The sequence below is a fragment of the Kitasatospora sp. NPDC096140 genome (genome assembly GCF_040303045.1).
Taxonomy (GTDB): Bacteria; Actinomycetota; Actinomycetes; order Streptomycetales; family Streptomycetaceae; genus Kitasatospora.
Genome location: NZ_JBEOUW010000003.1, coordinates 78,088 through 92,973, shown reverse-complemented (window position 1 = coordinate 92,973; position 14,886 = coordinate 78,088). Strand labels below are relative to the sequence as shown.

The window sequence follows — 14,886 nt, the reverse complement described above, 5'->3', positions numbered from 1 at the left end:
CCGGGCGCCGGGCGTCCCCCGCGTGGACGCCCGGCGACCCCCGGCAGCCGGCAGACGGCCCCACAGGTTGGGACCGTCTTCGCCTCCCCGTCACCTCCGCCGCCTATCGTTGGCCCTGTGACCAGCCCAGACCTGTCCTCGGCGGCGGCGCGCACCGCGCTGCCCGTCCAGGTGATCGCCCACCGCGGTTCCTCCCACGCCCTGCCCGAACACACCCTCGCCGCCTTCCGGCGCGCGCTCGACGAGGGCGCCGACGCGGTGGAGTGCGACGTCCGGGTGACGGCCGACGGCCACCTGGTCTGCGTGCACGACCGGCGGATCGGCCGGGTGTCCAACGGCCGGGGCACCGTCTCGGCGATGACGCTCGCCGAGCTGGAGGCGTACGACTTCGGCGCCTGGAAGACCGGCCGCCCCAGCACCGACCCCGAGCTGCGCGGCGTGCTCCGGCTGGAGCGCCTGCTGGAGCTGGTGGTGGACTGCGGCCGCCCGGTGGACCTCGCGATCGAGACCAAGCACCCGGTGCGCTTCCGCGGCCTGGTGGAGGCCGAGCTGCTGCGGATGCTGGAGCGGTTCAAGATCGGCGCGGCCCGGGAGAACGACCGCCCGTCCGCCCGGATCATGAGCTTCTCCTCGGTCGCGCTGAACCGGGTGGCCGCCGCCGCGCCGGAGTTCCGGCGGGTGTTCCTGTTCGAGCGGGCGCTGCCGCTGGTCGGCCGACTGCGCGAGGGCGCGGCGCTGCCGGGCGGGGCGCGGATCGCCGGGCCGGGCATCGAGCTGGTGCGGGCCCGCCCGCAGCTGGTGACCCGGCTGCGCGAGCTGGGGCACGAGGTGCACGTGTGGACGGTGGACGAACCGGCCGACGTCGAGCTCTGCCTGGAACTCGGTGTGTCCGCGATCATCACCAACCGGCCCGCCGAGGTGCTGGCGCAGCTCGGCAGGTGATCCGCCGACGCACCGACGGCCGTGCCGGTGCGGACTGATCGGTCTGGTCGGCAGTCAAACCTTCCGCGCGCGATATTGCCGGAATTCCTTGCCTCGGGCGACAGAGGGTGAGCACGGAATGACCTCCGGTCGACCGTCCGTCGCCGTGCTCGAAATGGGCTCGCGGGATCGTCCGGTGCTCGTTTCCGACGCATTACCAAGGGGCATCTCTCCCTCGGCATACGCTGAAGGAGGTCCGGGGGTGGCGTTGATGGTGGCGCGTGAAGTGCCGACTTCATCGACCATGGCAGTGCCGCACGGCCCAGCGAGTGTCGGGGTCGCACGGCGCCGACTGCGTCGAGATCTGGGCGACCGGCAGATACCCGAACCGGTCATCGATGATGCCGTACTGATCCTTTCCGAACTGTTGAGCAATGCGTGCCGGTACGCCCGTCCGCTCGGCCCGCTGCCGGCGCTCGGCCGCAGTGCCCGGGCCGAGGTGCTCGGGCAGGTGCTGGTCGGCGTGCCGTCCGTCCCGTCCGTTCCGTCCGGCCCCTCCGTGCCGTCCGGGGCGCACGCCGCGGACGGCGGCCGGGAGCACGGCGAGGGCACGGACGAGCCGGACGGCGGTGTACTGGTCCGCTGGCAGATGCACGCCGACGGCGTGCTCACCCTGGAGGTCACCGACGGCGGGGCGGCCACCCGGCCGCTGCCCGCCAGTCCCTCGCTGACCTCGCGCGGCGGCCGCGGCCTGGGCATCGTCGACCGACTGGCCAGCGACTGGGGCGTGCGCGACGCGCCCGGCGAGGTGACGGTCTGGGCGGCGCTGCCCGCCCGCAGCCGGCACGCCCGGCGCACCGGGGGCGACGCCCGCAGCGCGTAGGGCCCGTCCTCGCGTCCCCGGTGCCGGCGCGCCCCGGCGCGTTCGCGCGCGCCGGGGGTAGCGCGGGTGCCGCAGGAACGTCAGTAGGCTTCCCGGGACACAGGACCACCGTTCCCGGGAGAGCCGCACCATGGGCAAGAAGGCCGCCAAGAAGGCGCCGCAGCGTCAGTCCACCACCGCCGTCACGGGCGAGATCCCCGTGGTCGGGGCCCGAGAGGACTGCCCCTGCGGCTCGGGCCGCCGCTACAAGGCCTGCCACGGCCGGGAGGCTTCGCACGCGGTGCAGGAGCTGGTGCACCGCCCGTTCGAGGGCCTGTCGGGCGAGGCCGACTGGGTGGCGCTGCGCGAGCTGGTGCCCGCCGCCACGGTGCCGCTGACGCTGGCCGCCGGGGTGGCCGAGGGCGCCAACGGCGAGGTCCCGTCGGTGACCCTGGCCACCGTGCTGCCGCTGGCCTGGCCGGCCCTGCGCCGCCAGGACGGCTCGATCCTGCTCGGCCTGCAGACCCAGTCCTCCTCCGGCGACCTCAGCCGCGACCTCGGCGACGCCCTGGAGCTGGCCCTGGCCACCGAGCCGGGCACCCCGGTACCGGCCCGCCGGACCGTGCCGGGCGGGCGCCGTCTGCAGGACATGCTGGACGCCACCGCCGCGTTCGCGCCCGCCGTACACACCGGCTTCGAGTTCTGGCTGGAGGACGCCGAGACCGCCACCGGCGAGGTCGCCGCCTCCCTGGAGCGCGCCAACGCCTCGGCCATCCCGACCGAGAAGCTGGCCGGTGTCGACGCCGCCTACTGGTGCGGCACCCCGGACAAGAACCACCTGCGCTGGGTGATGACCGTCCCGGAGGAGCAGCTGCTGGACGCGCTGGCCCGGCTGAACGCCGCCGGTGAGGCCTCGCTCGGCCCGGACACCCGCCTGGTCGGCTCGTTCCGCGCGCACGGCCTGACCGTCCCGGTGTGGGACCTGCCGCTCGCGATGACCGCCGCCGACTGCGAGAAGCCGGCCGCCGAGTTCGGCGAGCGGCTCGCCGCCGTCCTCGCCGACGCGACCCCGCTGACCGCCGAGGAGCGTCGCGCCCGCGCGAACCTGGTGAACCGTCAGGTCACCCTGAACTAAAGCGCGCAGGATCCGCGTGATACGCGTCACATTGTCGCGGTGAACGCGCAATTTCCGGGCGTGGAGGGCGTCTTGGAAATTGGCGCGGGCGCGGATCCTTGTTACTGTCTAAAGAGTCCGGCCGCTGGTGCATCCCCCGTCGCCAGCGGCCGGATCTTTTGTTTTTCCGGCGGGCCGCGTGGATCACCGCGGATCAGTACGCCGAGCGGCCGCTGTCCAACCGGACCGTCGCATCGACCAACTCGCCCAGCAGCGGCCCGACCTGCGGCAGCCAGACCCCGCCGCCCGCCCCCGGTCGCGGCGCCAGCACCCAGCGCACCCGGCCGGCCGAGCCGCCGGGCGGCAGCGGCAGGAAGCCGCCCGGCCCGTGATAGCGCAACGATCCCGGCACCCAAGGGAGTTGGGCGAGCATCTCGCCGAGCGCATCCAGCGAGTACGGGGCCACCAGCAGCGCGTAGCGGCCCGGCATCGCCAGCACCGGGCCGAGCGGCATCCGCAACGCGCCCAGGTAGGCCAGCGCCCGCGCCCCGGCCTCCGCGGGCAGGCTGACCGCGGAGACCGTGGAGCCGGTGGCGGCCAGCACCGTCGCGTCCGGGCTCTGCCGCTCCCACCACCAGCGCACCATCCGGGCGTCCGTGGTGGCGGCCAGCAGCGAGGGGTCGTGCGGGTGCACGCCGGGGACGGTGCAGTCCCGGTCGCCGCAGGAGCAGCGCCCACCGCTCAGCACGGTGCCCGGCACCACGGGCCAGCGGTGGTCGACGGCGGCCGCCAGGGCCGCGGCCAGTCGGGCGGCACGCTCCTCCGACCGGTCCTTCGGGTTCTCACGCATGGCGCTCGTTCCTTTCCCTGACCGCTCGGCTCGCTCCGCTCCGTCGGCATCCGTCGGGATCCTCCGCGCGGGCCCGCCGCGGCACGGCCCCGGGCGGTGCGGAGCGGGCGGCAATGCGGACGGGGCGGCTACGACGAGGAGCACGGTGTGGAGCACGACATGAGAAGGGCCGTGCACTGGAAACAGCCCTTGGAACGAGAATCCCGTATGCGACCGGATGGACGCCGCCCGGGCGCGTTTGGTTCCACCGTACGAGTGAGAGACTTCCGGCCGACCCGGCTCCCGGGCGGCACGGGCATACGATCCGGACGGCCGCCCGGTCCGTCCCCTCGGTTCTGCCCGTTCGCGGCTCGCTCCATGCCTCCCGGTCCGACCGGCGCGCACACGAACCCCGCACGCCCTCCGACCGGGTCGCAATGGCCGTGGAACCGGCCACCGCGTCGTCCTGGATCTGGACATGCCCCGAATGGCCTGTGTAGAAGTGGTGGCATTGCTGTCGATCAATGACGAGTAGTAGCGAATCGAGGCGAAACACGCCCTTTGGCCGTGCTCGCTCCACATTGGCCGTACCTGGGGGTTTCGCATGGCACGTAGCACCGCGTCAGGAGTGGCGGCATGACCGAGTCCCACCCGCCGACGGCCCTCCCGTCGACGACGACCGCCGAACCGGGCGAAACCGGCTGCGCAGGCGGGCTCACCGTCCTCGACCCGCCGGGACTCCCCGGCCCCGCCGACGCCCAGGACGGCCCCGCGGACGCGCCGGGCGCACCGGACGGCCCGGCCGACGACCGCACGGCACCGTCCACCGCCGTGCAGGACCGTTTGGCCGGACGCCTGTCCGATATCACCGCCCTGCACGAGCACACCGAGCGGCTCGCCCGGGCCCGCGGCCTCGCCACCACCCTGGACACCCTCCTCGCCTCCGGCGCCGCCCTGCTCGGCGCCCGCCGCGGCGTCCTGGTCACCCGGATGCCCGGCGGCGGCCCCGGCCAGCCGGTCGGCCTCGGCCTCGACCGCGCCAGCCTCGGCGCCCTGGAGACCGTCCCGCCCGAGCAGAGCCTGCTCGGACGGCTGCTGCGCGAACGGGACCGGCCCGAGCAGCTGCACTCCCCCGACCTCGCCGAGGACCCGGCCATCGGCGCCCGGCTGCGCGAACTCGCCGTCCACCTCGGCCTCGGCGGCGCCTTCGGCCTGCCGCTCGCCACCCCCGAGGACGGCCCGCTCGCCGCCGCCCTCTGGTTCTGGGACGAGCCCGCCGAGCCGACCGAGTGCCGGCGCGAACTGGCCCGCCACTACTGCGCGATCGCCGCTCCACTGCTCGCCAAGCAGCTGGAGGCGGAACGGATCCGGCGCACCACCGAGGCGCTGCGCCGCGGCCTGCTGCCCGACCACCTCCCCCAGACCGCCGGGCTGCGACTGGCCGCCCGGCTCGTCCCGGCCGGGCTGGACCGCTCCTGCGGCAGCGACTGGTACGACGCGATCCCGCTGCCGGACGGCACCGTCGGCCTCACCGTCGGCTCCGTCTCCGGCGACGGCCCGGGCGCCGGCCCCGGCTCGGCCCCCGGCGCGGCCGCCGCGATGGGCCGGGTGCGGGCCGCGCTGCGGGCCTACGCGGTGCTGGAGGGCGAGGACCCGGTCTCCGTCCTGGGCGACCTGGAGCTGCTGCTCAAGACCACCGAGCCGACCCGCACCGCCACCGCCGTCTACGCCTGGGTGGAACCCGAGGAGCGCCGGGTCACCCTGGCCGGCGCCGGGCACTGCCCGCCCGTCCTGGTCGGCCGGCGCGGCGCCGAGTTCGTGGAGACCTCGCTGTCCGCCCCGCTCGGCATGCTGGCCTGCTGGGAGGCGCCCGGGGTGGAGTTCACCGCCGAGCGCGGCGACACCCTGCTGCTCTACACCGAGGGCCTGGCCCGCCGCTGCGGCCCGACCCTGCACGCCGGGCAGGCCAACCTGCGCCGGGCCGCCGCCGACGCCCCGCGCGACGTGCGGATCGACCCGGACCGGCTCTGCGCCCACCTGCTCGCCGTCTGCCCGGCCCCGGAGGCCGCGACGACGGCCACCGACGACCTGATGCTGCTGGCGGCGCGCTTCGAGTAGCCGCGCGTTCCCGCGCGTTCCCGCGCGTGCACACGTCTCCCCGAGGTCCGCGGGGCCCGGACGGACGCACCCGGACCGGGCCCGGACGGATGTACCGGGCCCGAACCGACGAGCGACCGGGCGTCCGTACCATGGACGCACGGCCGCCCGCGCGTGTCGCGATCCGACACTCCCCCGAGGGGCGGCGGTACCACCCCCAAGGAGGCGTTGCACGTGACCGAGGACCGCACCCCCGCGGTGGCCGAGAACCCCGAGGCCGAGGGCGGCGACGAGCCGCAGGAGTTCAAGGGCCGCAAGAACGGGCTCTACGGCGAGATCTCCGACGAGCTGGCCGCCTCGATGAAGTCCGGCTGGGCCGACACCGAGCTGCACGGCCTCTCCCCGGTCGCGCAGGCCCCGTACGCGGCCGAGCGCCGTGCCAAGCTGTCCGCCGCCTACCCGGGCGAGCGCCTCGTCGTCCCGGCCGGCAACCTGCGGGTGCGCTCCAACGACACCGACTACGCCTTCCGCGCCTCCAGCGAGTACGTGCACCTCACCGGCGACCAGACCGAGGACGCGGTGCTCGTCGCCGAGCCGACCGGCGGGACCGGCCACGCGTTCGCGCTCTACCTGCTGCCCCGCTCGGACCGCGAGAACGGCGAGTTCTGGCTGGACGGCCACGGCGAGCTGTGGGTCGGCCGCCGGTACAGCCTGAGCGAGCAGGAGCAGCTGCTCGGCCTGCCCGCCCGCGACGTCCGCAAGGCCGCCGAGGAGCTGGCCGCGGCGGCCGGGGACTCCACCGTCCCCACCCGGATCGTCCGCGGCTACGACGCCGGCCTGGAGGCCGCGCTGGCCGACGCCCTGGACGCCGACAAGGACGCCGAGTTCAAGGAGTTCCTGAGCGGCCTGCGGCTGGTCAAGGACGAGTGGGAGATCGGCGAGCTGCGCGCCGCCTGCGACGCCACCGTCAAGGGCTTCACCGACGTGGTCCGCGAGCTCGGCCAGGCCGTCGCCACCTCCGAGCGCTGGATCGAGGGCACCTTCTGGCGCCGCGCCCGGGTCGAGGGCAACGACGTCGGCTACGGCACCATCGCCGCCGCCGGCCCGCACGCCACCACCCTGCACTGGGTCCGCAACGACGGCGACGTGCGCCCCGGCGAGCTGCTGCTGCTGGACGCGGGCGTGGAGACCCACACCCTGTACACCGCCGACGTCACCCGCAGCCTGCCGATCGACGGCCGCTTCACCGAGCTGCAGCGCAAGATCTACGACGCGGTGTACGACGCCCAGGAGGCCGGCATCGCCGCGGTGAAGCCCGGCGCCCGCTTCCGCGACTTCCACGAGGCCTCGCAGCGGGTGCTCGCCGAGCGCCTGCTCGCCTGGGGCCTGCTGGACGCCTCGGCGTACGACGTCGAGAAGGTCCTGGAGCTGGGCCTGCAGCGCCGCTGGACCCTGCACGGCACCGGGCACATGCTCGGCCTGGACGTCCACGACTGCGCCCACTCCCGCCGCGAGGAGCACGTCGACGCCCTGCTGGTGCCCGGCATGGTGCTCACCGTCGAGCCCGGCCTGTACTTCCAGCTGGACGACCTGACCGTGCCGGAGGAGTACCGCGGCATCGGCGTCCGGATCGAGGACGACATCCTGGTCACCGCCGACGGCAACGAGAACCTCTCGGCCGGCCTGCCCCGCCGCTCCGAGGACGTCGAGGCCTGGATGGCCTCGCTGGCCTGAGCCCGGCCCGAACCCGGCCTGAGCCGGCCTGACCGCGCTCCGAGCCGCCGTACGCCGAAGGGCCCGGCCTCCCGAACCGCTCGGGAGGCCGGGCCCCGGTGCGTCCGGGGGGTCAGCGCTGGACGGTGGGCCGGACCGCGGCGGTCGCGCCGCGGTGGCCGTCCGAGTCCCCGCCGACCTGGATCTCCACCGGGCCGGCGCTGCCGGTCCGCTTCAGGCCCACCCGGAAGGTGTACTCCACCGGGTTGCCGTGCAGGACGCCGACCAGCTCGGCCGGCGCCACCCCGAGGCTGCCGTTGCAGTCCGCGGTCACCTCGAAGGACTTCCACTCGTTGCCGACCTTGGCCTCCATCGTGACGTCCGACCCGGTCAGGCCGGCGCCCGTGGGCAGGGACAGCCGCACCACCGGGCGCAGCAGGGCCGACCCGTCCGGCGACGAGACCTTGAAGGAGAACTCGGTCGGGGCCTTGCCGACGACCAGCGCGGTCGGGGCGGACACCGAGGTCACGACGGGGCGGTGGCGGTCCACGACCGAGGCGCCGACCACGCTCTTCGTCATGACCGAGAGGGAGTGCGGCAGCACGGCGTCCGCCTCGACGGCCAGCCGGCCCGGCTGGTTGCCCGCGTCGAGGACCATCCGGTACTCGACGGTCCGGCTCTCGCCCGCGGCCAGGGTGAACGCCGCGTCGTCACCGGTCCCCGCGTAGTCCATCCCGCCGCCCTGGCTCAGCGACGGCAGGGCCTTCCAGCCCGAGGCGTCCTTGCGCTCCAGCGTGCCCCGCGCCATCGAGAGCATCTGCGTGCACTGCGCGCCCTCGTACTCCTGGGTGGCCACCACCGGCGCCACCGCGCGGCTGCCGGAGGCGTCGTTGTTCTTCCAGGTCACCGAGAAGGGCACCTGGTCGCCCACCTGGACCTGCCGGCCCTCGCCCAGGCCGTTGAAGGTGATCGCGATGCCGCCGCTCCCGGTGACGGGCTTGGTCACGGGCTTGGGAGCGTCCTTGGCGGTGTTCTTGGCCGTGTCCTTGGTGGTGGTCCTGGTGGAGTCCGTGGCCGTGGTGGCCACCACGGCGGGCGTCACGACGGCGGCCGGCGCGGTGGCGGTCGGGGCGGTGGCGGTCGGGGCGGCGGAGGGGGCGGCGGTGGCGGCGCTCGGCGCGGCCTCGGTGGGCGCCACGGAGGCCGCAGCCGGTGCGCTCGTGGCGGATCGGACGGCGGTGGGGGCGGGGGCGGCCTGGAGGGCGGCCTCCGAGGCGTCGCAGGCGGAGGCGCCGATGGCAGCCACCACAACGAGCGGGACGATCTTCGCAATACGGGCGATAACGGACGCGTTCATGTGACAGTCCCCCCAGAGGACACAGTGCTGGTGATGTCGGATGTGCGGACGCCTTGCCTGCGTCCCGAGGAACCGGCCCGAGCCCCGGCCCCGCCGGCTCGCTCTCCCCGCCTCTCACCCTGATAGACGTCCGTCCCGGCGGGGGGTTGCAGGTGGATCCGAAGGTTTTTCCGCAACCTCGCCCCGGAACGCCGAAAGACGCCGTGACCAGGGGTTTTCCTGGTCACGGCGCCTCTCGGCGGCCGCCGGTCGACTACCTCACGATGTTCTCGAAGGCGATCTTCTCGCCGATCACGGTCAGCGAGCCGCTGCCGTCGTACGGCAGCGTCGCCTGCATCCGAATCGGCATGATCCCCGGTCCGTCGGCAGGGTCGACGCTCATGCGGTACATCACCGTGTGGCTCGCGCCCGGCGCCAGGGGGAAGGCGGCCGCCTTGCCGGCCGTCGCGTAGTCCATGCCGCTTCCGGGCGACATGCTCACCTTGGTCCAGGTGCCACCGTCCTGGCGCTCCAGCGTGCCGACGTTCATCGGGATCGGGCTGTTCGGCGTCCCCGGGTAGGGGTCGGTGAAGACCAGCGGCTGGACCGCCGGCAGGTTGACCGTGCCGGTGTTCCGGTACGTCACCACGATGCTCACCGGCAGCGGGTCCTTGACGGACACCATTCCCCCCGGAAGTATCCCGCTGTACGTCACGGCGACGGTGTCGCGGTTCACCGCCGGGGGGTCCGGAGCCTCCGACGCCACCCCCGGCGCCTTGTGGCCGCTGACGTCCAGGCTGTTGACGATCGCCTGCAGGCCGGCCTGGTAGTCGTCCTTGAGGCCGCTCGCCGCCACGTACACCTGGTCCGAACTCAGGGCCCACATCTGGGACGTGAACGAGTCACCGGGCTTGCAGGTGGCCTTCCACTGGGTCTTGTCGCCCGTCTTCCCCGCGATGGTGGGCCGGGTCCGCACGGCCGGGGAGACCGACGAGTAGGGCCCGGTGGGGATGTAGGGATGACCCCAGATCGGGCAGGACGGCTGGTGGCTCCAGCCCGAGCTTGAGGCCATGTCGCCCATCGTGGGCCAGATGGCGTGCGCGCTCTCGTCCGGGGTGTTGTAGACCGTGACGTAGACGCCGTACGGCTCGCACTCGTCCTGGGACCAGTTCGACGAGGAGTCCGTCGGCGCGCCCGGGCTCAGGACGCAGACCGTGGAGGCGTCGAGCGGCACCGTCTTCCAGCCCGCCGGCACCTTGAACTTGACGCCGCGGAACGAGTACGACGTCGCCGGGCCCACCGGGGGTGCGGTGTTGGTGGCCGACGCGCTGGAGGACGGGACGCCGTCGGCGAGCGGGAGGTCGGTCTCGGGCTCACCCGTCGGGGTGTCGGTGGCCGTGGGGGTCGCCGACGGGGTGGGAGTGACGGTCGGCTCGGCGGTCGGGCTCGGGGAGGTCGTCAGTGAGGCGGCCGGCGGCGGCGGGGTCTGGTCGTGGGCGACCGGCTCACCGTGGAAGGTGAGCACGCCGAGCGCCATCGCCGCGGCCAGGCCGAGCGGGACGGTGACGGCGTACACCGGGCGCAGTCGGCGGATCCGGCTCTTCGGGGGTGCGGCCGGGCGCAGGCTGTTCGCCGTGACCAGGGCGGCGCGCGCGCCCATCGCCTCGCGGAGCAGCCGTTCGGTCGGGGTTTCGGCCGGCCCGTCGCCGTCGCCGCCGATACGGCGGGGGAACTTGTCGGTCATCTAACCTTCTCCAGGTGCTTTTCCAAGGCGTCCAGGGCACGACTGGCCGTGGACTTCACGGCACCCCGGGAGAGCCCCAGGGTCTCGGCTATCTGCGCCTCCGACATGTCGGACCAGTAGCGCAGCACCAGCACCTCTCGCTGGCGGGGAGTCAATTCCTGCATCGCCACCAGGACCCGACGGTGCTCGTCGTTGAGGACCGCGTGGTCCTCCGCCGAAGCGGCGTCGGGCTCGTGCGGCGGCACGTACTCGCGGGCGGTCTTGCGACGGCGCAGCATCGAGCGGGCGCCGTTGACCACGGACGTCCGCAGGTACCCGAGCGCGTTGTCCAGGTCGTCCAGCTCCTCGCCGTGGCGCTGGTAGAGCTGGGTGAAGGCCTCCTGGACGACGTCCTCGGCCAGGTCCTGGTGGTCGACCAGGAGCACGGCCATCCGCACCAGGCCGAGCCGGTGGGCGTGGTAGAGGTCGGTCAGGGTGGGCCGTTCCTCCTCGGGCTTGCGACCGCCGCGCAGCAGCCGGAAGCCGGAGCGGCGCTGCTTCACCTCCTGCTCGGTGACGGGGCCGGCGAGGGGCTCGCCGACCTCCTGCGCGCCGAACAGCGCGGCGACCACACCGCGGACGGTGAAGCCGCGCGCCTTTCCCGGCACGACGGTCGGCCCGATGGCCATGGACATGCGTGTTTCCGCTTTCCCCCGGGACGGTGACGGCGTTCGCCGGACCGTCAGGTCCACCTGATCAAGATCGTGATCGGGGGGATCCTCCCAGCTGCCCTCGCCTCGGTTCCCTCCGCCCCCACACCTAGTGGACGTGTAGCAGGGGTGGAGGTTGCAGGTGGGTTCGAAGAAATGTCCGAGGAGCCCGGACGACTAGACTCACCGGCGTTCCGCCACCCGTGAGCAGGGGGTTCGCATGGCCGAGCAGGACGTCGAGGGCGCGGTCGGCACCGACACCGACACTGGCACCGGAATCGCCGCCGGAATCGCCGCCGGCACCGCCGTCGCCACCGCCGTCGCCACCGAGCAGCGGCCGCGACCGGTGGCCGTCGCCATCGGCCGGCGGCCGGAGCCCGTGCACGACGTCGCGGTGTACGCCTTCGAGGGCATGGCCCCGTTCGAACTCGGCGTCGTGGTCGAGGTGTTCGGGCTGGCCCGGCCCGAGCTGACCGGGCTGCTGGCCACCCCCTGGTACGGCCTGAAGGTGTGCGCCGACCGGCCCGGGACGGCGCTGGACGCGGTGGGCGGCTTCACGCTGACCACCCGGCACGGGCTGGACGAACTGGCGGCCGCCGACACGGTGGTGGTCCCCGGGGTGCCGAACGCCTTCGGCGGCGAGGTCTCCCCCGGGCTGGTGGCGGCACTGCGCACGGCGCACGAGCGCGGCGCCCGGATCGTGTCGATCTGCTCGGGCGCCTTCGCGCTGGCCGCCGCCGGACTGCTGGACGGCCGGGAGGCGACCACCCACTGGCGGTACGCCGAACTGCTGCAGCAGCGCCACCCGGCGGTGCGGGTCAACCCGGACGTGCTGTACGTGGACAACGGGGACGTGCTCACCAGCGCGGGCAGTGCGGCCGGGATCGACCTCTGCCTGCACCTGGTCCGCCGGGACCACGGCGCCAAGGTGGCCAACACCGTGGCCCGCCGGTTCGTGGTGGCGCCGCACCGGGACGGCGGCCAGGCCCAGTTCATCGAGGCGGCGGTCGGCACGGTCGAGGAGGAGGACGACGGGATCGCCCGCAGCATGCAGTGGGCGCTGGACCACCTGTCGTCCCCGCTGACCGTCCCGGTGCTGGCCCGCGCCGCCCGGATGTCGGACCGCTCGTACCTGCGGCACTTCACCGCCCGCAACGGGACCAGCCCGATGCGCTGGGTCGTCACCCAGCGCATCGCGGCCAGCCTGCCGCTGCTGGAGTCGCCGGACGGGACGGTGGAGGAGATCGCCGCGGCCGTCGGCTTCGAGAGCTCCGCGACCTTCCGCCACCACTTCGGCCGGGTGATGCGCACCTCGCCGACCGCGTACCGGCGTTCGTTCGGACGCGGGGTCGCCTGATCGCGTCACGCCGTCACTCCCTCAGGCCGTGGCGGCCTGAGGGAGTGACGGCGTGACAGTGTGACGACCGTGTCGAGCCGTTACGCGTTCTCCCGCCGGTCGGCGTTGGCGACGATGGCGTCGTGCAGCCACTGCGCCAGGCCCGGGGCGAGCTCCTCGTACACCTTCGTCCAGCGCGGGTCGGAGACGTACAGGCCGGCCAGCCCGCGGTGGATGGTGAACGTGCAGTCGTAGAAGTTCCGGCAGATGTGCTGCCGGTGCGCCTCGGCGAGGTCCGTGGCCACCGTGCCGTCGGCGGGCTCGCCGGCGGTGATCGCCGCGGCCAGCGCGGTGTTGAGCTCGGTCATCTCGGCCTGGACCCGCTGCCAGTCGGCCTTGGAGTAGCCGCCGGTGCGGCGCTGGGACTCGGCCCAGGCGGCGGTGTCGCCCCAGCGCTGCTCGGCCTCCTGCTCCCACTCCTCCTGGTATCCCTCGCCGAAGATCTCGAACTTCTCCTCCGGGGTCAGCTGAATGCCCATTCTCCGTGCCTCCATGGCGTGTTCGACGGCTGCGGCGATGTCCTGGAGGTGCCGGATCCGGTCGGTCAGCAGTTGGTGCTGCCGCCGGAGGTGCTCGCTCGGACTGACCGAGTGGTCGTCCAGGATCGCCGCGATCTCCTCCAGGGGGAACCCGAGTTCGCGGTAGAAGAGGATCTGCTGCAGCCGGTCGAGATCGGCGTCCACGTACCGGCGGTAGCCGGAGCGGGTACGGCCGGCCGGGGACAGCAGGCCGATCTCGTCGTAGTGGTGCAGGGTGCGGACGGTCACCTTGGCGATCTTCGCCACGGCGCCGACCGAGTAGCCCTCACTGGTCATCGGAGTTCCTCCCTGGTGCTGACCACTACCCTCGGCTCTCACGTCGCGTGAGGGTCAAGCCGTCTGTCCGGGCGTCGGCCGCTCGGGCGGGCGGGCGGCCGCTCGGGCGGGCGGGCGACTGCTCGGGCGGGCGCTGCTCAGGCGTCGGCGCCGACCAGCGCCCGTTCACGCCGCCGGGCCGCCCGGCGTCCGCCGTCGCCCTGGCCGCCGGACCGGGTCCGGCGGGACTGCTGGGTGGGCCAGAGCAGCACGTACGCGGCGGAGACCACCACGAAGGCGAGCCGGACGAGGCCGCGGGCCGAGTCGGACGGCAGGAACAGCGTGCCGCCGTACAGCGCGGCCAGCGCGATCCAGCTCCACCACGGGACGAGCCGCTTCTGCCCGACCGCGTCCCAGAGCAGGGTGCCGAGCAGGATCGAGGCCGTGTAGTACGTGTAGACGCTCGGGTCGAGGAGGATCCGGGCGTCCGCGCCGAGCAGCACCACGGCCGGCCAGCGGCCGCGCCACACCGCGATGGCGCCGAGGCCGATGCCGAGCGCGAACTGGGTCGGGCGGTCCCACCAGGGGGTGGTCGGGTCGGTCACCCCGAACCAGCGCAGCGCGGAGGCGGGCTGGTTGGGGATGGTGAACTTGGCCGCCGCCATGGTGTCCAGGTTGCCCAGGTAGAACGGCAGCCAGGCGATCGCCACCAGGAGGGCGAACCAGAGCGCGGTGCGCAGCCAGGCGGGCCGGGGCAGCGCCAGGATCAGCGGGGCGAAGGCGATCGCCCACGGCTTGGAGTCCACCGCCAGCGCCAGGAAGATCGCGACCTGGGTGGGCTTGCCGCGGGCCAGGGCGTGGGCGGCGAGCGTGGTGAAGAACAGCGCGAGGACGTCGTCCAGGTGCGCGAAGCGGACCGACACCTCGACCCACATCGGGATGAACGCCAGTCCGGCGATCAGCAGCCGCTGCTGGAGCCGGCGGTGGTTGGTGCCGGTGCCCAGGTAGTAGAGGGCCGCGGTGCGGCCGATCACGACCAGCATCACCAGGCCGAGCGCGGCGCTCGCCGCCTCGGCGACCAGTTGGCCGATGTGCGGCGAGAACGGAGCGGTGAGCCGGGCCGCGGCCAGGCTGACCGGGCCGATCTGCAGCTCCGGGTGGTGGGCGTAGAGCGACAGGCCGCCGTCCGACTGGCCGCTGAAGAGCAGCTGCTCGCCCTGGCGCAGGTAGTGCCAGGAGAAGCCGCCGCTCGGCTCGACCAGGAAGAACCAGAGAACCGTCCAGGCGACCAGCAGGACGTGGTGCCTGCGGAGCGGCAGTCCCGCGATCCGTCCGGTCGCCGCCTCGTAATCCGTGGTGGCCCGTGCCGTGCGTGCTTCCCGCACCTGTCC

General features: G+C 73.9%; 12 protein-coding genes. 6 read left to right on the top strand and 6 right to left on the bottom strand.

The window, feature by feature from the left end; genetic code table 11:
- The first annotated feature begins 117 nt into the window (after nucleotides 1–117).
- The 3 genes from ABT048_RS03755 (at nucleotide 118) to ABT048_RS03745 (ending at nucleotide 2,918) form a co-directional block, all read left to right on the top strand.
- Nucleotides 118–942: a glycerophosphodiester phosphodiesterase family protein gene (locus ABT048_RS03755; RefSeq protein ID WP_350519684.1), complete on the top strand. Its 825-nt coding sequence runs from the start codon at nucleotides 118–120 to the stop codon at nucleotides 940–942.
- 406 nt (nucleotides 943–1,348) lie between these two features.
- On the top strand, nucleotides 1,349–1,804 hold the full coding sequence (locus ABT048_RS03750) for an ATP-binding protein (protein ID WP_502893967.1): 456 nt from the start codon (nucleotides 1,349–1,351) through the stop codon (nucleotides 1,802–1,804).
- A gap of 130 nt (nucleotides 1,805–1,934) precedes the next feature.
- The gene (locus ABT048_RS03745; protein ID WP_350519683.1) at nucleotides 1,935–2,918 is read left to right on the top strand and encodes a DUF5926 family protein; all 984 of its coding nucleotides are present in this window, start codon (nucleotides 1,935–1,937) and stop codon (nucleotides 2,916–2,918) included.
- Nucleotides 2,919–3,111: 193 nt separating this feature from the next.
- Here the strand turns inward: ABT048_RS03745 and ABT048_RS03740 are convergent, their stop codons facing one another.
- Entirely contained in the window at nucleotides 3,112–3,747 is a 636-nt protein-coding gene (locus ABT048_RS03740) for a bifunctional DNA primase/polymerase (protein ID WP_350519682.1), read from the bottom strand.
- 615 nt (nucleotides 3,748–4,362) lie between these two features.
- Between ABT048_RS03740 and ABT048_RS03735 the strand changes: the two genes are divergently transcribed.
- Both ABT048_RS03735 and ABT048_RS03730 read left to right on the top strand, forming a co-directional pair.
- Nucleotides 4,363–5,844: a PP2C family protein-serine/threonine phosphatase gene (locus ABT048_RS03735; RefSeq protein WP_350519681.1), complete on the top strand. Its 1,482-nt coding sequence runs from the start codon at nucleotides 4,363–4,365 to the stop codon at nucleotides 5,842–5,844.
- A 213-nt stretch (nucleotides 5,845–6,057) separates the two neighbouring features.
- Nucleotides 6,058–7,557 (top strand): aminopeptidase P family protein, encoded by a 1,500-nt coding sequence (locus tag ABT048_RS03730; protein ID WP_350519680.1) that lies wholly within the window; start codon nucleotides 6,058–6,060, stop codon nucleotides 7,555–7,557.
- A 112-nt stretch (nucleotides 7,558–7,669) separates the two neighbouring features.
- On the opposite strand, the gene ABT048_RS03725 is transcribed toward ABT048_RS03730, so the two are convergent.
- From ABT048_RS03725 to ABT048_RS03715, 3 genes are all read right to left on the bottom strand, one after another.
- Entirely contained in the window at nucleotides 7,670–8,893 is a 1,224-nt protein-coding gene (locus tag ABT048_RS03725; protein ID WP_350519679.1) for a hypothetical protein, read from the bottom strand.
- 253 nt (nucleotides 8,894–9,146) lie between these two features.
- Nucleotides 9,147–10,616: a hypothetical protein gene (locus ABT048_RS03720; RefSeq protein ID WP_350519678.1), complete on the bottom strand. Its 1,470-nt coding sequence runs from the start codon at nucleotides 10,614–10,616 to the stop codon at nucleotides 9,147–9,149.
- Entirely contained in the window at nucleotides 10,613–11,290 is a 678-nt protein-coding gene (locus tag ABT048_RS03715) for an RNA polymerase sigma factor (protein WP_350519677.1), read from the bottom strand. Before ABT048_RS03715 ends, ABT048_RS03720 begins: the two co-directional genes overlap by 4 nt.
- Nucleotides 11,291–11,684: 394 nt before the next feature.
- Here ABT048_RS03715 and ABT048_RS03710 point away from each other — a divergent pair, with 394 nt between their 5' ends.
- Nucleotides 11,685–12,662, top strand: a complete 978-nt coding sequence (locus ABT048_RS03710; protein ID WP_502893969.1) for a helix-turn-helix domain-containing protein — start codon at nucleotides 11,685–11,687, stop codon at nucleotides 12,660–12,662.
- Between the two features lie 80 nt (nucleotides 12,663–12,742).
- On the opposite strand, the gene ABT048_RS03705 is transcribed toward ABT048_RS03710, so the two are convergent.
- Nucleotides 12,743–13,516 (bottom strand): MerR family transcriptional regulator, encoded by a 774-nt coding sequence (locus ABT048_RS03705; RefSeq protein ID WP_350519675.1) that lies wholly within the window; start codon nucleotides 13,514–13,516, stop codon nucleotides 12,743–12,745.
- 137 nt (nucleotides 13,517–13,653) lie between these two features.
- A complete protein-coding gene (locus ABT048_RS03700) occupies nucleotides 13,654–14,880 on the bottom strand; it encodes a hypothetical protein (protein WP_402805575.1) in 1,227 nt (408 codons plus the stop codon).
- Nucleotides 14,881–14,886: the final 6 nt, after the last annotated feature.